Here is a 20277-nt window from a genome sequence, read left to right as displayed (position 1 = left end):
GTCCCGCACCATGAAGGTCAATGACGTTCGGTATCGCTCCATGGCAACGACCAGCGCCCCTCCCACCGACCGTGCTGCCGCCGGTCCTTCGGATGGGCACGACCTGGCCGAAGGGATGCGCCACCACCTCTTCTCCAGCCAGGCCAAGTCCGCCTCCCTGGCCACCACCCACGATTTCTACCGCTGCCTCGCCCTGGCCGTCCGCGATCAGCTTCTGCACAACTGGGTCGATACCGCCGAGGCCTACACCGAGGCCCACGTCCGCACCGTCGCCTACCTCTCCGCCGAATACCTGCTCGGTCCCCACCTCGAGAACAATCTGGTCAATCTCGGTCTGAGGGAGGCCGCCCAGGCCGCCTGCACCGAACTGGGCCTCGACCTGCAGGAGCTGATCGAGGAGGAGCCGGAGCCTGGCCTGGGCAACGGCGGCCTCGGCCGCCTGGCGGCCTGCTTCCAGGAGTCGATGGCCAGCCTCGAACTCCCGGCGATCGGCTATGGCATCCGCTACGAGTTCGGCATCTTCCGCCAGCAGATCCGCTGCGGCAATCAGGTGGAGAGCACCGACCCGTGGCTGGCCCAGGGGAACCCCTGGGAAGTGATCCGGCCGGAGTGGACCTACCCGGTCAAGATCGGCGACCACACCGTGATGGGGGTGGCCTACGACACACCGATCCTCGGCTATGGGGTGCACACCGCCAACACCCTGCGGCTCTGGTCGGCGCAGGCACCGGAGTCGTTTGATTTCGCTTCCTTCAACGCCGGTGATTACACCCGGGCCGTGCTTCAGAAGATGCAGTCGGAAACGCTCTCGAAGGTGCTCTATCCCAACGATGAGATGGAGCAGGGCAAGCAGCTGCGGCTGAGCCAGCAGATCTTCTTCGTGAGCTGCAGCCTGCAGGACATGTTCCGCATCCTCAAAGGACAGGGGCTGGCGGTCACCGAGTTCCACACCAAGTTCGCCGTTCAGCTCAACGACACCCACCCGGCGATTGCCGTGGCCGAGCTGATGCGCCTGCTGATCGACGACCACGGCATCGACTGGGACATGGCCTGGACGATCACCACTGCGGCGATCAGCTACACCAACCACACCCTGCTGCCCGAGGCGCTGGAAACCTGGGGGGTGGACCTGTTTGCCCGGCTCCTGCCCCGCCAGCTGGAGATCATCTACGAGATCAATTCCCGGTTCCTGCGCATGGTGCGCATCCGCTATCCCGGCCATCCAGACCTGCTGGAGCGGATGTCGCTGATCGAGGAAGGGCCCCATCGCAAGGTGCGCATGGCCAATCTGGCCGTGGTCGGCAGCCAGCGGGTGAACGGGGTGGCGGCCCTGCACAGCGATCTGGTCCGCACCCAGCTGTTTCCCGAGTTTGCGGCTCTCTGGCCCGACCGGTTCACCAACGTCACCAACGGGGTGACGCCGAGGCGCTGGATCGCCGTGGCCAACCCGCCGCTGGCCAGCTATCTGGATGAAGCGATCGGCAGCACCTGGCGCCGTGATCTCTCCGAACTGCAGCGGCTCGAATCCTTCGCCGGCGACAGCGCCTTCCTGGAGGGCTGGCGCTCGGTTCGGGATCAGGGCAAGCAGCGGCTGGCCACGGTGATCCACCAGCAGCTGGGCGTGCTGGTGGACCCGTCCTCCCTGTTCGATGTGCAGGTGAAGCGCATCCATGAGTACAAGCGCCAGCACCTGGCGGCCCTGCAGATCGTTGAGCGCTATCTGCGGCTGCGCAATGGCGAAGACCTCCCACCCCGCACCTACATCTTCGGAGGCAAGGCGGCTCCCGGCTATGCGATGGCCAAGCTGATCATTCGTCTGATCAACGGCATCGCCGAGATCGTCAACATGGATCCGGCCATGGATGGGCGGATGCGGGTGGTGTTCCTGCCCAATTTCAGTGTCAGCCTCGGCCAGAAGGTCTATCCCGCCGTCGACCTCTCCGAGCAGATCTCCACCGCCGGCAAGGAGGCTTCCGGCACCGGCAACATGAAGATGGCTCTCAATGGTGCCGTCACGATCGGCACCCTCGATGGCGCCAACGTGGAGATCCGCGATCTGGTCGGCCATGAGAACTTCTTCCTGTTCGGCCACACCGCCGAGCAGATCGAGGCCCTCAACCGGCACGGCTACCATCCGATGCCCTGGCTGGAAAGTGATCCGATCGCCCGGGAAGCGATCGATCTGATCGGCTCGGGTCACTTCAGTGAAGGCGACCGGGAGCTCTTCCATCCCCTGCTCGCCAACCTCTGCACCCAGGATCCGTTCCGGGTCATGGCGGATATCGGCGATTACCGCCGCGCCCAGAGTGCGGTGGATGAGGCCTGGCAGAACAGTGCCAGCTGGAGTCGGATGTCCTTGCTCAACTGCGCCCGTTGTGGCTTCTTCTCCTCTGATCGCTCGATCGCTGAGTATGCGGAGCGGATCTGGAAGGTGAAACCGGTGCCGATCAATGCCTGCACCCTGCTTCCTTCCGCTCCGAGGGGCGAAAGCTGAGATGGTGGTGTCGGACCTGGCTCCCCTCATGCCCCAGACCAGCGACTGGATGTTGGCCACGGCGGCAGAGGCGGAAGCCCGGCTGCAGGCGGCCGGCATCCGCCTCACCCTCGGTGGCGAGCCCACCTATGTGCCCTTCGAGCCGGTGGGCGCCGAGTGGACCGTCGCGGCCGATGGACCCACCAAGCTCAGCTATGCCAGGGCGTTGGCGCTGGAGCTGCAGCGTCGGGTCTGGCCGGGCAGCACCTTGATGTACTGCCCCGGCAAGCGTTACGACGGTGAGGTCAACCCTCGCTGGGCGCTGCGGCTGATCACCGGGCCCGATGGCCATCCCGTGGTCCTCTGGCCCCAGGATGGTGATCCGCCGTCCTCGCCGGCCGCCGGCCGTCCCAGGAAGCTGAAGAAGGCCAAGCCGCTGCCGGGCAAACGGGCCGCTGATTTTCTTGCGGCGATCGGCGATGCGCTCGGCTGCCCCCTTCATCCGCTCAAGCTGCGCGATCCGCTCGCACCCGACCACCGGGTCTGGGCCGTGCCGCTCTGCCACCTGGGCGAGCCGGATTCAGCCGATGGACCCTCTGGATGGCAGGCAGCCGAGTGGCCACTCGCCAAGCCCCTGCGGGAGCTGCTGCCTGCCGCAGGTCCGGCCGGCCTGCGCCTGCCCCTGCAGGTCTTCCCCGAGGGCGTGCTGCGTCAGGTGCTTACCCTGGAAATCGCCGACGACGGCTGGAGCCTCTTCCTGCCCCCCCTGGCCCGGCAGCCCCTGCAGCAACTGCTTGAGCTGATCGCCGCCGCCAGTGCCGGTTGGAGCCGCCCCGACCTGAGCGGAGTGCTGCCGATCGATGTCGATGGCCACTGGCAGGTGCTCGGGCTCACCGCCGATCCCGGCGTGCTGGAGGTGAATCTGCCCGTTTGCCACAGCTGGATCGCCTACGCCGGCTGGATCCACACCCTCGATGAAGTCGGTGAGCTGGTCGGGCTGCGTTCCTGGAAGCAGAACGCCAACCGGGTCGAAGGGACCGGCGGCGGCAACCATCTGCTCTGGGGGGGACCGAGCCTGGAGGCCAATCCATTCTTCTGCCGGCCGGGCTGGTTGGTGGGGATCCTGCGCTTCTGGCAGCATCACCCGAGCCTCTCCTATCTGTTCGGCAACCGTTCGGTCGGTCCGGCTTCCCAGTCGCCGCGCCTGGACGAGGGCAGCGCCAGCCGCCTCGATCTGAACCTTGCCCATGCCGCCATCGAGGCCTTGCCGGAGGGCGACCAGCGGCTGTTGATCAGCGAGACGCTGCGTCACATCCATGCCGATCGCAGCGGCAACACCCACCGCAGCGAGATCAGCTTCGACAAGTTCTGGAACCCTGCCTGGGGCGGCGGCTGCCAGGGGCTGATCGAATTCCGGGCGATCGAAAGCCTGCCCCGGCCTGAATGGACCGCGGCGATCGCCCTGCTCTGGAGTTGCCTGGCCGCCTACCTGCTGGAGCCCTCCCATCGCCCCACCAGCCTGGAAGCCTTCGCTGAGCGGCTGGCGGATGAGCTCCAGCTGCCTGCGGCCCTGTGGTCTGATCTGGAGCAGGTGCTCACCCTGCTCCAGGCCGACGGCCTCGACATCGAGGCGGAACCGTATCGCCAGATCTGGGAATGGCGTTTTCCCCTCCTGCTCGACTGGCAATGGGATGATGCCTGCCTGGAGATTCGCCAGGCCCTCGAGCCCTGGCCCCTGCTGTGCGACACGCCGGTTCAGGGGGGCAGCACCAGCCGCTTCGTGGACAGTTCCCTGCAACGTCTTGAGATCAGGGCCAACCAGGCGTTTCTCGAGTGCCACCGCCTTCGCCTCAACGGTGGGCTTCTGCCGCTCGGCGACGGCTGGCTGGGGCTCCGTTATCGCCAGACCAGCCTCTACCCATCCCTGCACCCCTGCATCGATCCCCACCTGCCGCTGCAGCTGGTGATCGAAACCAGCCCGGCGTTTCGTCAGCCGGCCGATGTGGAGCCGGTAGCCAGGTTCCAGTTCGATGGTGGAGATGGGGAGATGGTGCCTGTGGCCGGCTCCACCGCTGAGCTGGATGGGGCCTGGAGCCTCGAGCGTCCCGACTGGTGTGCTCCGCCCGCCGGCGGCCGGACGCTCGATCTGCGCCTTGGTTGACCCAGGCTTCGTGATGCCCACCCTGCTGATCACTGGAGGCGCCGGTTTCATCGGCAGTCACACCGCTCTGGTGCTGCTGGAGGCCGGCCATCGCCTGGTGGTGCTCGATGATTTTTCGAACAGTTCCCCGGAGGCCTTGCGTCGTGTCGTCGAGCTGGCCGGGCCCGCAGCGGGGCAGCGGCTCAACCTGATTGAAGGGGATCTCCGCAACCCGGCCGACCTGGCTCGTGCCTTCGGCGGCGCTGCGCCGATCGATGCGGTGCTGCATTTTGCCGGGCTCAAGGCCGTCGGGGAATCGGTGGCCGATCCACTCCGCTACTGGGACGTCAATGTCGCCGGCAGCCGTCAGCTGCTGGCGGCGATGGCTGCCGCCGGTTGCCGCACGATCGTGTTCAGCAGCAGTGCCACCCTCTATGGCCTGCCCGATCAGGTGCCGATCGCCGAAACGGCCCCGCTCGCACCGGTGAATCCCTACGGCCACACCAAGGCTGCCGTGGAGCGGATGCTGGCTGATCTGGCCGCCAGTGAACCGGGCTGGCGCATCGCCTGCCTGCGTTACTTCAACCCGGTCGGAGCCCATCCCAGTGGCCGGATCGGTGAGGACCCCGATGGCATCCCGAACAACCTGTTTCCCTTTCTCACCCAGGTGGCGGTGGGCAGGCGGCCGCAGCTGCAGGTGTTCGGCCACGACTGGCCCACCCCGGATGGCACCGGGGTGCGGGATTACATCCATGTGCTGGATCTGGCCGAAGGCCACCGCGCCGCCCTCGACGTGCTGCTCGCCGCGCCGCCCCAGCAGCTCACCCTCAACCTCGGCAGTGGGCAGGGGCATTCCGTGCTGGAGGTGGTGCAGGCCTTCGAGCGGGCCTGCGGTCATCCGATCGCCCACCAGCTGGTTGAGCGCCGGCCCGGGGATGTGGCGATCACCGTGGCGGATCCCGGCCTGGCCCGGCAGCGGCTGGGTTGGTGCACCAGCCGGGGACTTGATGAGATCTGCCGGGATGGCTGGGCCTGGCAGCAGGCCAATCCCAGCGGCTATTGAGCGTGCGACCCGATCCGAGCCACCATCTGGTGCTGGCGGGCGGGGGGCACAGCCACGCGCTGGTGTTGCGCCGCTGGGTCATGCAGGGGTCGCCGCCCGGGGCCCGGATCAGTCTGGTGAGTCGGGCCAGCACGGCGCTCTACAGCGGCATGGTGCCCGGCCTGATCGCCGGGCTCCACGGTCTTGAGCACTGCCGCATCGACCTGCGCCGACTCTGCGAGCTGGCTGGCGTGGGTTTTGTTCGCGCTGAGATCACTGGCCTGGATCGGCTCCGGCGCGAGCTGCTGCTCGCCGGTCGCCCGCCGATCCGCTGGGACCGGCTCAGCCTCGATGTCGGCGCCGTGACGCCCGCCGCCGCCGCTGATTCCGGCGATGACCGGCCGATCAAACCATTGGAGCCCTTCCTCGCCTGGTGCGTGCTGCAGGATTCCTGCCCGGATCGCCGTGATCAGAAGCCCCTGGTCGTGCGGGGTGGCGGCGCAGCCGGGCTGGAAGTGGTGCTGGCCCTGAAAGCTCGCTTCGGCGAGCGCCGCCCGGTGATGCTGGCCCTGCGCGGCCAGGGCCTGCGGCTGGGATCGGCCGCGGCGAACCGTTGCGGCCAGCGGCTGCTGCAGGATGCCGACATTCCGATCTGGGAGGAGTCCGCCGCTGCGGTCAGCTCCGTCCGCTGCACCGGCAGCAGGGCGCCGCACTGGCTGGCCGCGGCCGGTCTGCCGGTTGATCCGGCCACGGGCCGCGTGCTCACCATGGCCACCCTGCAGGTGGAAGGGCACCCGGCGATTTTTGCCAGCGGCGACTGTGCTCAGGTCCAGGCAGACCCGCGACCCCCCAGCGGCGTCTGGGCCGTGCGGGCCGCTCCGGTGCTGGCGGTGAATCTGCGTCGCAGCCTGGTGGCCGATGGCCGATCCCTGCGCCGCTGGCGCCCCCAGCGGCGTGCCTTGCAGCTGCTTGGCGATCCCACCGGTGGCCGGCCGCGGGCGGTGGCGTTCTGGGGTCCGCTGGCCCTGGGGCCGAGCCCCTGGCTCTGGCGCTGGAAGGCCGCCATCGATCACCGCTTCATGGCCGGCTTCACGGCCCTGGCGCCGATGGGCTCCGGCCGGCCGCTGGTGGGTGCGATGGCCTGCAGGGGCTGCGCCGCCAAGTTGCCGGCCGATCCCCTCGCCCGAGCCCTGGCTGGCCTGGCTGCCCTTGGCGAGGCCAGCGCCCCGGCGACGGGGGCGGAGGATGCGGTGGTGGTGGGCAGCGGGGCCGATGGCGAGCTGCAGTTGCAGAGCCTCGACGGCTTCCCGGCCCTGGTGGCCGACCCGTGGCTGAATGGTCGACTCACCACCCTGCATGCCTGCTCTGACCTCTGGGCCTGCGGAGGCAGGGTCAGCAGTGCCCAGGCTCTGGTGACCCTGCCCCGGGCGGCTGAGTCAGTTCAGGAGGAGCTGCTGCTGCAGACCCTGGCCGGGGTCTGCTCGGTGCTTGAGCCCCTGGGGGCGGCCCTGCTCGGTGGGCACACGCTTCAGCAGCGGCAGGCTGATGGCGAGCTGAGTCTTGCCCTCACCGTGAACGGAACGGTTCCGTCGGGGCGGTTCTGGTCCAAGGGGGGCCTGCGGCCCGGCGATGCCCTGTTGCTCACCCGGCCGATCGGCAGCGGAGTGCTGTTCGCCGCCGCCATGGCCGGGGCGGCCCAGCCCGGCTGGATCGATGCCGCCCTGGAGGTCATGCAACAGAGCCAGGCGCCCCTGGTGGAGCGGCTGGCGGCCCATGGCTGCCGGGCCTGCACCGACATCACCGGTTTTGGCCTGCTGGGCCACCTGGGGGAAATGCTCGAGGCGGCGCCGGGATCGCTAAGCGTCGTGCTGGAGGATGGGGCGATTCCTGTCCTGCCAGGGGTTCGGGAGCTGCTGAGCCAGGGGTTTGCCAGCAGTCTGGCGCCCGCCAACCGCCGGGCCTTCGCGCTGCTCGAAACGGGACGGGTGCGGATCCGGCAGCAGGGCACCGAGCTGCTGCCTCGGGAGCTGCTGATCGACCCCCAGACCTGTGGTCCCCTCCTGGCGGCCCTGCCGGCGGAGCGCTGCCATGCCGCGCTGGCCGCCGTGAAGGCCTGCGGCTTTGCTGAGGCCGCCCTGATCGGCCATGTGCCGGCGCCTCGAAGGGATCAGGGCGCCGGCACCGCAACGGCGGCGGGCGGCCGACCGGCGTCGGAGCGGCCGTAGCGGTCCTCGAAACGAACGATGTCGTCTTCGCCCAGGTAGGGGCCGCTCTGCACTTCGATCAGTTCCACCGGGATCTTGCCGGGGTTGGAGAGTCGATGCCTGGCACCGAGCGGGATGTAGGTGCTTTCGTTCTCCCCCACCAGTTCCTCCACCCCGTTCTTTTCCACCACGGCGGTGCCTCTGACCACGATCCAGTGCTCGGCCCGGTGGTGGTGCATCTGCAGCGACAGGCACGCTCCCGGTTTCACCTGGATCTTCTTGACCTGCCAGCGTTCCCCCTCGACCACGCCGTCGTAGTAGCCCCAGGGGCGGTAGATGCGGCGATGGGCCTTGCCCTCGGCAGCGCCGACCGCCTCCAGCTGCCGGACGATCGTCTTGACCTCCTGGGCACGGTCCCGGTGGGCCACCAGCACGGCGTCATCCGTTTCCACCACGACCAGGTCGTCGACGCCGAGCCCCACCACCAGGCGGTGTTCACTGCGCAGGTAGCAGTTGCGGGAACCTTCGCTGATCACCCGGCCGCGCAGCACGTTGCCGGCGGCGTCCTGATCGGCGGTTTCCCAGAGGGCGTTCCAGCTGCCGACATCGCTCCAGCCGGCCTCAAGGGGCAGCACCGAGCCGAGCGAGGTGCGCTCCATCACCGCCACATCGATCGCCACATTGGCGCAGTTGGCGAAAGCCTCGCGCTCCAGCCGCAGGAACTCGAGGTCGGCGCTGTCGTGATCGAGGGCTGAGCGGCAACAGCTCACCAGCTCCGGGGCCAGCCGCTCCAGTTCCGCCAGGATGGCGCTGGCGCGAAACAGGAACATGCCGCTGTTCCAGGTGAAGCGACCGGTGGCGATGAACCGCTCGGCGGTGGCGGGATCTGGCTTTTCGACGAAACGGGCGATCGGCTGGGGCGATGGCACGCCACCGGCCTCGCCGACCTTCAGGGGCTCGACAGCTTCGATGTAGCCGTAGCCGGTTTCCGGAGCCGTCGGCACGATGCCGAAGGTGACCAGCCGGCCGGCTTCCGCGGCGTCGCGGCCGGCCTCGACGGTGGCGCGAAACCGGGCGGCGTCGCGGATCACATGGTCGGCGGCCAGGATCAGCAGCAGGGGGTCTTCGCCCCGGGCGCTGGCATGGAGGGCCGCCACGGCGATGGCCGGCGCCGTGTTGCGGCCGATCGGCTCCAGCAGGATGGCGGCGGGATCGACGCCGATCTGGCGCATCTGCTCAGCCACGATGAAGCGGTGGTCTTCGTTGCAGATCAGCAGGGGAGCAGCAAGGTTGGTCAGCCCTTCGAGCCGTTGCTGGGTCTGCTGCAACAGGGTCTCGTCGCCATCGCCGGCGAGGGGCCAGTACTGCTTGGGGTAGGTGGCCCGGGACAGCGGCCAGAGGCGGGTGCCCGTGCCGCCGCAGAGGATGACCGGCACCAAGCAGGCGGTTGGTCCCATCGATGAGCGGTCCGCACTCACCCCATCGTATGGAAAGGCCCCGGTTTCAGAAGCTTTCCCGCCGCCATGTCAGGGGTCGAGCAAGCCCGGTGGGGGTGTGATCTCCAGCCAGCCCTCGCCGACCTCCACCCGCGGCACGATCGGTTCAACGAAGGGGATCAGCACCCGGCGCCGCTTGGCCTGTCCGCCGGCCGGGGTGATGCCGGCACTGTCATTCAGTTCCACTTCCAGCAGATCGTTGCCGGCGTGGATCAGATCCACCACGGTGCCGATCGGCGTGCCGGTCGGTGCCAGCCGCACCTCCAGCCCCTGGAGTTCGAGCAGATGGAACTCCCCCTCAGCCAGGCGGGGGCGATCGTCGGCGGAGACCAGCAGCTCCTGGGAAACCAGGGCCTCGGCCGCCTCGCGGCTCGCAATGCCCTCCAGCCGCACGATGAACAACTCCCGGCCGGGCAACTGGCGGCCGCTCAGCAGCTGCACCGGCCGCGGCGCCTCCTGCCTGAGGCGCAGCCAGCGGCGGCCGGGCCGGGTGAAGCGTTCAGGGAAGTCGGTGCGGGGGAGCATGCGCAGCTCTCCCTGCAACCCCTGGGCCCCGACGACCCGGCCGACCACAAGCCAGTCATCCGCTGCATCGTCTGCCACGGAACCCGGCGCCTTTGCCTGTTCACTGCCGCCCATGGCGTCTTGCCCTGTTTTCGCCATCGGCCTCGATAATGGACCCACCGCTGAACTGCTCCGATGGTCGCCACAGATCTGCCACTCCTGCCGATCCTGCCGGGCAGCACCGTGACCGTTCGCGACATCACCTCGATCTACAACGGCTATCGCGGCTTCGTGCAGCGGATCAGCGGTGCTCGCGCCGCCGTGCTGTTCGAGGGGGGCAACTGGGACAAGCTGGTCACGATTCCTCTGAGCACCCTGGAGCAGGGCTGAGCCGGGCCAGGGCCGCCCGGGCCGCCTGCTGCTCCGCTTCCCGGCGGGAGCCCCCCCAGCCCTCGCCGAGCCGATCGCCCAGGAGCTCCACCCAGCAGATGAATCGCTGGGGATCGCCGTGGCGTTGGCTGCGCTCTTCGCTGCGGTAGTGGGGCAGGCCGCTGGCCCTGGCCTGGCTCCATTCCTGCAGGGCCGATTTCCAGTTGTGACGATGGGGATCGCCCAGCAGCTCGGCGATGCTGCGCCGCCAGTGGGGGGCCAGCCAGCGGTGAACCGGCTTCAGGCTTCCCCAGGCTTCATAGAGCCCACCCACCAGCGCTTCGCAGGTTTCAGCCCGGATCGTGCGGCGCCCGGCTGGATCACCGATCGCCAGTGGGCCCAGCCGCAGCACCGCCTCGATGCCACAGCTCTCGCCCAGTTCCGCCAGCCAGCGGTCGCTGACGATCTGAGCGCGCAGCTCCGAGCAGGCCCCGACGCCGAGCTCGGGGTGATGCTGCTGCAGGTGTTCCGCCGCCGCCAGGCGCAGCACAGCATCGCCGAGGAATTCGAGTCGTTCGTGGTTGCGGCTCAGGCCCGCCGAGCTGTGGGTGAGGGCCTCGTCGATCGGCTCCAGATCGGGTTCGGGCCACCCGATTGCCGCGCTCTCCGGGTCGATCGGATCCAGAACGCCGATCGCCACAAGAAAGTGGAGCAGCTGCCGCCGCCGATCCGGGGCAAGGGGCGCTGCTGGGGAGATCGGAGGCGTCATGCGCTGCTGCCTGGCGCGGAAGGGGGTGAAAGCAGGACATAAGCCGGGTTCTGTTCCAGCCCGCCGGAGCGGACCGGGGCAGTCATCTATCTGGGACCGCCGTTACCGACGGCCTCGAGCGGCGCGCTTGTGTCGGGACGGGTGCCATGGCCAACCGTTGTCCCTGGGCCTTGCTCCCAGCCGGGGTTTACCGAGCCAGCACCTCTCGATGCTGCTGGTGCGCTCTTACCGCACCCTTGCACCCTTGCCTGTGCGCCGGGCGAACCCGGGCCATCGGCGGTGTGTTTCTGTGGCACTGTCCTCACGGTCGCCCGCACTGGGCGTTACCCAGCAGGCCTGGCCATTGGGGAGCCCGGACTTTCCTCAACCGGACCCGGCATTCCGCCCCGAAGGCCGGACTTCCGCTCCGATTGCGACCACCTCGCCTGCTTTCAGCTGCGAGTTTAGGCAGTGATCCGTCAGCTCACCGATCCGCCCCACCCATGTGATGCGTCCCACCCATGCGGATAATGGAAGCCATTGGGGCTGTAGCTCAGCCGGATAGAGCGACGGTTTCCTAAACCGTAGGTCGTGGGTTCGAGTCCCGCCAGCCCCGTTCTACGAAACCCCAGTTGCGCCAGGGAGTCTTGAGGGTCGCCGACCTGGGAAGAGGCTCCCGCCGGCCTATGCCATTAGGTAAAAAACCAGGCAAATCGCCCCGGGTCGACCACGATTAGGCAAATGGTTAGCCAAATCGGGTGCCTCTTTCCGACCCGTGGCTGGTTCGCCAGAACGCCGCCCTGAAGCTCAAGGGTCATGGGGTCACGCTCGATGTGGCAGGGGCCAAGGTGCGCCTGCGGGCGACCATGCCGCCGCGCCCGACAGATCCACCGGGCAGAGAACCAAAGCAGCAGCGGATCAGCACCGGTCTTGCCTATCCGGATCAGGCCACGGAGGCCTTGCAGCTGGCCGAGCACCTGGGCAATGCCCTGGAGCGCCATCGGAAGGGGTGTCGAGGCTTTTGATTGGGAGCCCTGGCTGTCGCTCGGCCGTCACAAGGCCCATGCGCTGGCTCCTGGGGAACCGGAGGGCATCAGCGGGAGAAGGGTGATTCGCCTGACTCGCGAGTGGTGGGGCAGGCAACGTCGTCGGGGCCCCTCGGAAGAGGACAGCTGGATGGTGGATTACCAGGCGCCCCTGGCTCCTTTGCTGGAGATCAATCCCCTGCAGCCGGGCCATTTGCTGGCTTTGGTGGAGGCCGCCGCACCATGCACGCGATCGCGACGCAGGGCCTCTCAGGCCGCAGCCACGGTAGCCAGAGCGATTGATTGGCCTGATGAGCTGGTGTCCCGCCTGCGGGAACTCGGCAAGGGATACAGCGCTGCCCGTAGCCAGGTGCCACGTGACCTTCCCAAGGAAGAGGCGATCGAGGCACTGATCGATCGCCTCTCACCCGCCTGGCAGTGGCCGGCAGCAGTGGCGGCCACGTATGGATGCAGGCCCCATGAGGCGCTGTTGTTTGCTGACGTTCAGCCCTCAGGTGTGCTGCGCATCACCGATGGGAAAACAGGAGCACGCCAGGCTCTGGCTTTGCCTGCAGGCTGGATTCAGCGCTGGTCGCTGAATAGCAAGCGGCTGCCTGCCTTCAATCAGGATCGCAGCCATCGCGACATCGGGGGCTTGATGGGGCAGGCTTTCCGCCGGGCGCAGGCGGAGTTCCAGCCCTACGACTTGCGCCATGCCTGGGCCGTGCGGGCGATTCACAACCCGAAGATTTCCCCCTCCCTGGCGGCCAAATCGATGGGTCACAGCCTGGCGGTACACGGCAGCGTCTACCAGCGCTGGTTTGATGCACACGAAATGGAGTCGCTGCAGGTGATGCTCAGCGCAACGTCTTGAGGTGGCGAACGTAAAGATTAAGTCCATCATTCTTGAACAGATTGACCGCCATGCCAATGGCTGACTGCTGGGTCCCTCATTCGCCGCCAAAAGCGGCGGCCATTGCCTGACGATGCACACAACGCTGTACCAGCGCTGGTTCGACAGCGCTTCGATGGCCTCACTTGTTGCTGAGATGTGGGGTATATTCCTCCGCATTGACGTAAAAGGTGCGGCGCTTGCCGCTCGGCCCCGTCCTTGAGCGGATGAATTGGGGCGGAATGTGGCCCCTGTTGATGGCAGCGCGCAGTACTCGACTGCTGCGAAAGTTCAGCGCCTGAGCAGCATCTGCAAGCGGGAGCCAGGGGCTTTTCAGGTTGCTCGGCCTGAGCTCCAGGCGGGCATTGATGCGCTGCAACGCCTGATTAATGGCTGCGCGCTGCTCTGCGTGGTCGTCGTGGGGAGGGGGTGAGGGTGAGGCCATGTCTGTGGATTTGAATGAATCATCTTTAGCAGGGATTGGGATAGCTCAGAACTGCTGAATGGGTGCTTTCGTAAAGTCTGCACGCGTGCGTCTTTCCTTGCACGCATGCATGCACTCAACCCTGAAAAGACGCACGCGTGAATGTGGCTATTTGGGGGCTGGATGTTGTATTGATGGATGTGGTGATGTCAATGACAGAGCCGATTACAACTTCAGAGGTTCAATGAACACTCAAATCAGCACAACAAGACACAGCACAACGGAGCCGGGTTCGGCATCCGCAGACCACCCGAACAACGAGGTGGAGCAGCTCACGCAGGAGTGTGGAGGTTCGCCCACCACATTCCTGGACGTTCAGGATTGGCCGCCTTCCCACATGCCGACCAACTGCGTTGCAGTCGACAGCGTCTCGGACGTCGAACATCAACGTCTGACCTTCCATCCGAAGGACGCGGAGGACGCCCGCTTGAGCGATTTCAACATCCCCCTACGGATTGTTGAATCTCCCCAGGACGCTGAGCTGCTGTCCGAACGAGATCCCAGTGTGCTGACGATCTCGGTGGAGCAGTTCACGCATTGGATCAGGAACTCCCAGGCAGGTCTTGGTGGAACCCCCTATCTCCCGCCCGTTTCCTTCAAGGGCCTGGTGCTCCAGCAGCGGCATGTCCGCATCTGCCTGCCGAGCGGCTTCCACTGCAGCCAAGCAGGGTTGAATACCCTGGAACTCCGGGCGTGGCAGCTCAATGCTGAAGGGGCCAAGCAGGTGGAGGTCGAACTCCTGCCACTCGATCCAGCCGGTGACCCGCTCAGCCCAAAGCAGCTGATTGACAAGCATGGCCCAGAAGCTTTTCAGCGCTTCAGTCGCCACCGCGTCCCTTGCTTCAAAGGCGACGATGAAAAGCGCAAGTATTGCTTCGCCACCGAACCCAAAGCCACCCCTGCCTACGCGGAATTCGTGCAGATGGAGCTGGCACCCATCTGGAAGCCCGAATTCGTGAACGACCGGGCCTGGTTCCATTGGCAACGCACACACTGGCAGCATGTCGACGGAGATCAGTTGCTGCTCAACCAGATCGCAGTGGTATTCCGGCGGCAGGGATTCAGCAAAGTGAGCCAGGCCTGTTCAACGGGATTCTCAAACTGATCCGGTGCCAGCAGCAACCGCTGAACTCCCACTCAATGGCTGGCCTGATCCCCTTCACCAACGGCTGTCTGCGGCTCAGCGACCACACCCTGCTGCCCCATGACCCACAGCGGGGGAACACCTGGACCCTTCCCTACCCCTACGACGACCAGGCCCGCGCCGATGCGGTGGTGGCGTTCCTCCAGGATCGACTGGGGGATGAGGATGCTGTGGCTACGTTCCAGGCCTTCGCTCGGCTGCTGGTGCAGCGTTGTCGGGCCAAGGTGTTCCTTGAGCTTCACGGCCCGGCCAACACAGGCAAGACGGTGCTCACCAACCTGTTGATCGCCCTGGCGGGGGCCAAGAACACCGTCTCGATCGACCTGGAGAAATTGGAGAACCGCAATCTGCTGTTCCAGACCCAGAAGCTTCGCAACATGGGCCTCACCGTGGTCTCCGAGGCCCACGGTTACAACGGTTCCCTGAACGTGCTCAAGGCGCTCACCGGCGGAGACCTGATCGCTGCCGATCTCCGCTACAGCGATCAAGCCTGCGATTTTGTCTATGACGGCATGGTGCTGGTGACTGGCAACGGTCCGATCAGTACCACTGACACCAGTGGGGCGGTCAACAGCCGTCGCCGCTCCCTGCCCGTGACCAAAGTGGTGTCGGCAGGCGAGCGCCGCCCTCTGCTCGATGCTGACGCCCATTGGGGCTACAGCGGCGACTTCGTGGATCAGTTGTCCGGCTTCGCCAACTGGGTGCTGGAGATCAGCGAAGCGGAGGCCCAGGCGATCTTGGCGTGCTCGACCCGTAGCCGCGCCCAGCTGGAGGCGGAGCTGGCCATGACCATCACGACCGATCCGCTCGCCCATTGGGCTGAGCAGATGCTCGTCCTCACCAGCAATCACCTCCATGGAAATAGAGGATCGACAATGACTGAATTGATGCCAGCAGGAGAAATGCTCATTTCTATGACGGAAGTGCAGCCGCCAGATTTGAGGACTACTTTAACCTTGGCAGGAATAATAGCAATCAGTAGGGTACAAGCTTCTTCGTAGGGCCTGCAAACCTGCCTACACAGGTGGCTTGGAGGAAACGGTGATCATCCGTGAGCGAATCGTTAAGAGATGGCGGCAACAAGGTGGTCTGCTCCGGCTGCCAGGGACGGAAGGCTTTGGGCTTCTGCATGCCCCATTCTCGTATGCTGTCACTGGGTTCTAAGCAGGTTCGGGGAGGTCTGTGGAAAGCTCGGGCGCTGATCTATGCCCGACAGGCTCCTTGTTGCGTCCGGCCTCCTGAACGGAAGGGCCCTTGAGTTCGATCGAATTTCCTTCGGGATCCTTGAGGTATACAGCGGAGCCATACCCTTCGGCACCGAAATTATGGTGAACCGCTCCTAGATCGATTCCGTGACTGAGAAAGTGAATTCTCAGGGCCTCAAGATCAAATGGTTCGATACGAAAGCAGATGTGATCGACATTGTGGCCCTCCATGCCAGGGGGGGCGCCACCGGCCAGGCCCAGCTCGCCATCGGTACTGACCAGGTCGATCTGGGCCACGCCAGCACGGAGATGAATCATCCCAAAGCGCTCATTTCGCTTGGTAACACTGCAGCCGAGCACATCGGTGTAAAACCTGAGCATGACGCCCAAGTCCCTGCAGCGCAGAACGACATGGTCGATACCAAGGATCTGCACGTTCCATTCACCCGGCTCGTTCCATTTTGCGGGAATCGCAGCTTAGAAGGGCCTTCCGTTACGTCACAGCCAAGACGGAGTCGTTGCGGACAGCGTTTATGGATCTGCCCAGCTTTCCCCAAGGCATGCGCTCAGGCGCGTTCACCGTAAGCGGAATCTACATGTGAAGACATTGGCAAGGCCAAAGCTTATTTTAGGCAGCACTAATACCAAGGATTATCGTACTCCGTTGATGGCTCAGGTCATAGGGGTACTTCTACTTATCAATCGACTGATCTGATCTTGATAGACTTTTAGAAAAGAGGAGGACATTGCCATGGACACCTGCAGCACCACATCACTCCCTAGAGGCCACGCATCTGGAGATGCGAAACATGCTCTGCATCGGATCAAAGAGCTCACACAACGAGATCCCGCCTTTGCTGCTGCTCTTCGGGATAGCCATTCCACCGGGGAGGCCGTGAAGCTTGCCCATTCCAATGGCATCACGATCAAGCCCGAAGTCCTTTGGCGGCATCGAGGCACCTTGCTGAGTGGAGGACTACCGACATGGCCTGGCTAAATGTGTAATTTTATCACGTTGTTCCGCTGAAAAAATGGTGCCAGTTCGCAAGGATTGTCACGTCACTCCGTACCAAGACCTCACTTGATTAGGTAGTTAGCCACGCCTTCCTCAAGATGCGTTCCGGCCTTGCGGTGTAGCTGCAGATGGCATAAACCACTCGCTCGGTCATCGTTGTCAAGTGGAGGTTTCGTTTGAAATGATTTCTGGCTGAGGTGGGAGCGGATAGGCCATGCCGTCTTTCACCAGCGTCAGGTTGGTGTTCAGTTCCCTGATCACCTCGGCCACGAACCATTGCGGCACTGCTTCCCGCCTCAAAGGACCTGGCCGGCTCCAACGCCCACTGAAAGCCATAACCTGAGGAGCAGCGGGCACACCGTTTCATGGGGAGAGGCGCCGAGCTCCAAGGATCTTCATTGCATCGGCTGGAGACCGATCTGTGCGCGGCCGTGGCCGATCTCACCGCAGTTGTTCCGCTGTTGGGCCTGTTGAGGGTAGCCACGTTCGGCGGTCTGCTCATCGGGGGTATCTGGATGTTCTGGAGTGCAGCGAACCCTTGGCAGGCGATCGGTTCCGTGACGGTCGCCGGCATCGCCTACGCCCTGCTGCTGGTCACCACCCATGAGGCGGTGAACGGCACCCTGATCGGGCGTCCGCGACTTGAGTTCGCCTTTTCCTGTCTGATCAGCTGGCCGATGGCCTGGCCCTTCGCCACCTACGCCTCCCTGCATAGGCTGCACCACCGCTGGAATGGGCGTGACGAGCGGGATCCTGAGCGGGTCGAACCCCTGCGTGAGAAAATTGAGCAGGCAGGCCCCCTGCGCCGCTGGCATCAGCGCCATCCGTTCTGGCTCAGGGCCCTGTTGCTGGGAGGCGTCGGACTGATCATCGACACAGTTCACAAAGGAGTCGTACTGAGCGGCTGTGATCCCAGGCTCCCTGCCCGGTTACGTCTTGACTTGGCTGGCGTGATGTTGGTCCAGCTGGCCATGCTCGGGGTGGCGATCGCCCATGGTGTGGTGCTGCGCTATGTGCTGTTCTGGCTGGTTGTGGAGCGCATCATCGGCGCCATTGTCCAGACACGGGGGCTGATCGAGCACCACGGTTTGTGGAACCCTTCTCCAGGCCATCGACTCACCCAGCTGCGCTCCTCGCGTAGCGTCGGAGCTGGCATCTGGCTCAATGCCTGCCTGGGTGGGCTGCCCAATCACGCTGCCCACCATGCATTCCCTGCCATTCCCTTCCAGCAGCTGCCTGAGGCCAGCGTGCGCCTCACGGCGGTACTGGAGCTGCATGGTTTGGAGCCTCTGCCCCGCTTTCGCCACTACGGAGCAGGGATTCTCCAGCTGCTCTGAGCTTGGGGTGTCATCTTTCTAGGAAGGTATCGCCTTGGCTGTGGCAGTCAATCGAGGTGCTCGTGGCCTTGTTGATGATGGTGGCTGACCGCCGATTTGAAATGCTGCTCGAACTGGCCGGGCCAGGGCGGTGATCCAGGGCACAGCTTGGCGTAATCAGCTACAGACTGATCCGAACCTTTCTCACCGAAGCCTTTCCTAGGTTTGGAGTGCGGATCAATCGTCCGCTTCTCCCCTCCCTCCCAATGGCTAAAGCCACCACCAGCCCCGCTCGCGATCAAGCCCTTCGGGACTCGCTACTCGTCCGTTACACAGCCGCTTCTGCCGCTGGCAACAACGAGATGAAAATGGCCCTCAATCACGAAGCCACTTACTTGGGTATTCATCTCAACAAGATTGACGGCTCATCGACTGGCAACTCCTGAAGCACCAGCAGGCTCGGCTGAACCACCAGCTGAAGCCTCCTGCTCAGAAACGCATTCTTTAACAATTAGGGATTTGCTGGCGTTGCAGATAGCTCGCTGCCCATTCGATTGGATCGATGCCGGCTGGCACCAGGCGGCAGAAATCCGGCAGGGCGAGAAGATCGCACACCGCGGTCCCCAACAACTCAACGGAACGGCTGCCTGGCAGCTGCCTGCTCAGTTGCTGATGCAGCTCTCTGTAGTACCAGGTTGACGCCTCCAAGCCGGCACTCGCCCGCTGCCAGGAACTTGGATCGCGGCGACCATCGAGAACATGATCGCGAGCATTGTGGGCTTTCTCCGCCGCCGTCACCAGCAGCGATGCAGCCGGCATCTGCTCAAGAGAAGCGATGAAGCTCCGTTTGGCCTCCAGCCACGGTGCTGGGCAGGGCGAACCATGGACCTTGGCGGGATCGGTGCAGTCACGCACGATGTCGGCAACCGCATCCCCGAAGCGGGAGGCGATCGAGCCATGGGTCTGGCTGGCATCCTCGATGGCGTCATGCAGCAAAGCGGCAATGGCCTGATCTTCGTTGCCTCCGTCCTCCCAAACCAGAGAGCTCACGGCGAGCAGGTGGGCGACGAAGGGAACGTCTTTGCCATCACGTCGCTGATTTTTGTGCAACGCGAATGCCCAGCCAAGGGCTTCCCCGTAGCGAGGGGTGACGAGCACGGTTTCAGGATGGTGTATTCAGACTCCATGATCGCCCACGCTCCCATAGTTCTCTGGCCACCCCATTGGCGGACAGTCAGCCATTAACCTCCCGGCGGCAAGCTTGGTTGCGAGAAGAATTGTTGACCCTCCTGGCGTAAGGAGGCAATCCAGTGTATTGAGCTATCATAGCTATAGAAGGGCGATCCCCCCGGTTTCAGGAAAGATGTCACCCCTCTCATCAGTACACCCGGGGGCTTGAGGGCATGACCAATGCGCAGATACAGCGAGGCCGTCAGGGCTGATGTGAGGAGGCGGATGAGCCCGCCGCACAGGCAGAGCGTGGCCCGGATTTCAGAAGAGCTGGGCATTCACGCGATCACCCTCTACAAATGGAGGAAGACCTGGCGGATGCAGGGAGAGGTGGTGCCGGCATCCGAGAAAGAACCTGAGGGCTGGAGTGCCGCTGACAAGTTCACGGTGGTGCTGGAGACCGCTGGCCTCAACGCCACTGAGCTGAGCGCCTACTGCCGTGAGCGGGGCCTGTTTCCTGAGCAGGTCAGCCGCTGGCGGCGGGCGGCCCAGGATGCCAACGCCAAGCCGGTGCTGACGATGGCCAAGCAGAAGGAGCTTGAGAACGGGTTCTGCACTTTTGGCGTCGCCGGATATCAGCTGGTGTCCGGCGTCGCGGGCACTTGGAGCAGCTTGAACGTCACCATCAGCCCAAGCGGATCGACCTTGCCCCGGTAGAGCTCTGAAAAGAGGGTCAGGATCGACCCCTTGCGCAGGTGATCCTGCTACTTGCTCTCGTTCTCGCGCATCAGTGAGAGCAGCAGAAAAATCAGACCGTCCTCTAACCATAGGGAACCTCGAAATATTGCCACTTTTGAGGCAATATTGAGACGCCGCAAGGAAATCCTCTGCACGTGCAGATGCTCCTGGCGACTGGCATCAAGTACTTTTAGTCGAGTCGGTTTTCTCCCTGTCGAATGATCAGGAGGCCGGCGTTGCCTTTAAGTTGCAATGCAGGTATCGAAGAAAGTTGTAAGTCAGATTACGCAGTCCCCACCAAGCTGTCGTTCT

The 20277-nt window shown here is 64.7% G+C and carries 17 protein-coding genes, 1 tRNA gene, 1 other RNA gene and 1 pseudogene; 12 read left to right on the top strand and 8 right to left on the bottom strand.

Annotated features, from left to right (window positions below; all coding sequences use genetic code 11):
- Positions 1–40: 40 nt before the first annotated feature.
- Genes KQ307_RS06425 through selD form a run of 4 tightly spaced genes read left to right on the top strand, consistent with a single transcriptional unit; the run spans position 41 to position 7880 of the window.
- Positions 41–2494 carry a glycogen/starch/alpha-glucan phosphorylase gene (locus tag KQ307_RS06425; RefSeq protein WP_259727356.1) on the top strand — a complete coding sequence of 818 codons (2454 nt, stop codon included), beginning with the start codon at positions 41–43 and terminating at the stop codon, positions 2492–2494.
- Position 2495: 1 nt separating this feature from the next.
- Complete coding sequence (locus KQ307_RS06420) at positions 2496–4634, top strand: transglutaminase family protein (protein ID WP_259727355.1); 2139 nt, start codon at positions 2496–2498, stop codon at positions 4632–4634.
- Positions 4635–4647: 13 nt separating this feature from the next.
- Positions 4648–5676, top strand: a complete 1029-nt coding sequence (gene galE, locus KQ307_RS06415) for a UDP-glucose 4-epimerase GalE (RefSeq protein ID WP_259727354.1) — start codon at positions 4648–4650, stop codon at positions 5674–5676.
- 2 nt (positions 5677–5678) lie between these two features.
- A complete protein-coding gene (selD, locus tag KQ307_RS06410; protein WP_259727353.1) occupies positions 5679–7880 on the top strand; it encodes a selenide, water dikinase SelD in 2202 nt (733 codons plus the stop codon).
- Here the strand turns inward: selD and KQ307_RS06405 are convergent.
- Both KQ307_RS06405 and rimM read right to left on the bottom strand, forming a co-directional pair.
- Entirely contained in the window at positions 7823–9316 is a 1494-nt protein-coding gene (locus KQ307_RS06405; protein ID WP_259727352.1) for a mannose-1-phosphate guanylyltransferase/mannose-6-phosphate isomerase, read from the bottom strand. The genes selD and KQ307_RS06405 overlap by 58 nt on opposite strands.
- Before the next feature lie 69 nt (positions 9317–9385).
- Positions 9386–9994: a ribosome maturation factor RimM gene (gene rimM / locus KQ307_RS06400; protein WP_399234989.1), complete on the bottom strand. Its 609-nt coding sequence runs from the start codon at positions 9992–9994 to the stop codon at positions 9386–9388.
- Between the two features lie 60 nt (positions 9995–10054).
- Between rimM and KQ307_RS06395 the strand changes: the two genes are divergently transcribed.
- Positions 10055–10249 carry an NAD(P)H dehydrogenase subunit NdhS gene (locus KQ307_RS06395; protein ID WP_259702386.1) on the top strand — a complete coding sequence of 65 codons (195 nt, stop codon included), beginning with the start codon at positions 10055–10057 and terminating at the stop codon, positions 10247–10249.
- Here the strand turns inward: KQ307_RS06395 and rnc are convergent.
- Positions 10215–10997, bottom strand: a complete 783-nt coding sequence (gene rnc, locus KQ307_RS06390) for a ribonuclease III (RefSeq protein WP_259702387.1) — start codon at positions 10995–10997, stop codon at positions 10215–10217. The genes KQ307_RS06395 and rnc overlap by 35 nt on opposite strands.
- 23 nt (positions 10998–11020) lie before the next feature.
- Positions 11021–11430: RNase P RNA component class A (gene rnpB / locus KQ307_RS06385), an RNA gene on the bottom strand.
- Positions 11431–11518: 88 nt separating this feature from the next.
- Between rnpB and KQ307_RS06380 the strand changes: the two genes are divergently transcribed.
- The 3 genes from KQ307_RS06380 (at position 11519) to KQ307_RS06370 (ending at position 12875) form a co-directional block, all read left to right on the top strand.
- A tRNA-Arg gene (locus KQ307_RS06380) sits at positions 11519–11592 on the top strand.
- Positions 11593–11734: 142 nt separating this feature from the next.
- On the top strand, positions 11735–12001 hold the full coding sequence (locus KQ307_RS06375) for a hypothetical protein (RefSeq protein ID WP_259727351.1): 267 nt from the start codon (positions 11735–11737) through the stop codon (positions 11999–12001).
- Positions 12002–12320: 319 nt separating this feature from the next.
- Positions 12321–12875 carry a hypothetical protein gene (locus KQ307_RS06370; RefSeq protein WP_259727350.1) on the top strand — a complete coding sequence of 185 codons (555 nt, stop codon included), beginning with the start codon at positions 12321–12323 and terminating at the stop codon, positions 12873–12875.
- Between the two features lie 160 nt (positions 12876–13035).
- Here the strand turns inward: KQ307_RS06370 and KQ307_RS06365 are convergent, their stop codons facing one another.
- A complete protein-coding gene (locus KQ307_RS06365) occupies positions 13036–13338 on the bottom strand; it encodes a hypothetical protein (RefSeq protein WP_259727349.1) in 303 nt (100 codons plus the stop codon).
- Positions 13339–13639: 301 nt separating this feature from the next.
- On the opposite strand from KQ307_RS06365, the gene KQ307_RS06360 reads away from it, so the two are divergent.
- Complete coding sequence (locus KQ307_RS06360) at positions 13640–14482, top strand: hypothetical protein (RefSeq protein ID WP_259727348.1); 843 nt, start codon at positions 13640–13642, stop codon at positions 14480–14482.
- Complete coding sequence (locus KQ307_RS06355; RefSeq protein WP_399241807.1) at positions 14371–15522, top strand: hypothetical protein; 1152 nt, start codon at positions 14371–14373, stop codon at positions 15520–15522. The genes KQ307_RS06360 and KQ307_RS06355 overlap by 112 nt, the downstream gene beginning before the upstream one ends.
- Positions 15523–15681: 159 nt before the next feature.
- Here KQ307_RS06355 and KQ307_RS06350 read toward each other — a convergent pair whose 3' ends face one another.
- Together KQ307_RS06350 and KQ307_RS14880 are read right to left on the bottom strand one after the other, a co-directional pair.
- Positions 15682–16161, bottom strand: coding sequence for a VOC family protein (locus tag KQ307_RS06350; RefSeq protein WP_259727346.1), 480 nt, complete (start codon positions 16159–16161; stop codon positions 15682–15684).
- A gap of 650 nt (positions 16162–16811) precedes the next feature.
- A pseudogene (locus tag KQ307_RS14880) lies at positions 16812–16922 on the bottom strand (IS1595 family transposase); the annotation flags it as partial.
- Between the two features lie 250 nt (positions 16923–17172).
- Here KQ307_RS14880 and KQ307_RS06345 point away from each other — a divergent pair.
- Positions 17173–18078, top strand: coding sequence for a fatty acid desaturase (locus KQ307_RS06345; RefSeq protein WP_259727345.1), 906 nt, complete (start codon positions 17173–17175; stop codon positions 18076–18078).
- A 483-nt stretch (positions 18079–18561) separates the two neighbouring features.
- On the opposite strand, the gene KQ307_RS06340 is transcribed toward KQ307_RS06345, so the two are convergent.
- Positions 18562–19215, bottom strand: coding sequence for an HD domain-containing protein (locus KQ307_RS06340; RefSeq protein ID WP_259727344.1), 654 nt, complete (start codon positions 19213–19215; stop codon positions 18562–18564).
- Between the two features lie 297 nt (positions 19216–19512).
- Between KQ307_RS06340 and KQ307_RS06335 the strand changes: the two genes are divergently transcribed.
- On the top strand, positions 19513–19944 hold the full coding sequence (locus KQ307_RS06335; protein ID WP_259727343.1) for a hypothetical protein: 432 nt from the start codon (positions 19513–19515) through the stop codon (positions 19942–19944).
- The last annotated feature ends 333 nt before the right edge of the window (positions 19945–20277 follow it).

The sequence above is a fragment of the Synechococcus sp. CS-1326 genome, assembly GCF_025128115.1.
Lineage (GTDB): Bacteria > Cyanobacteriota > Cyanobacteriia > PCC-6307 > Cyanobiaceae > Regnicoccus.
This window is presented reverse-complemented; position numbering and strand designations above follow the sequence as displayed.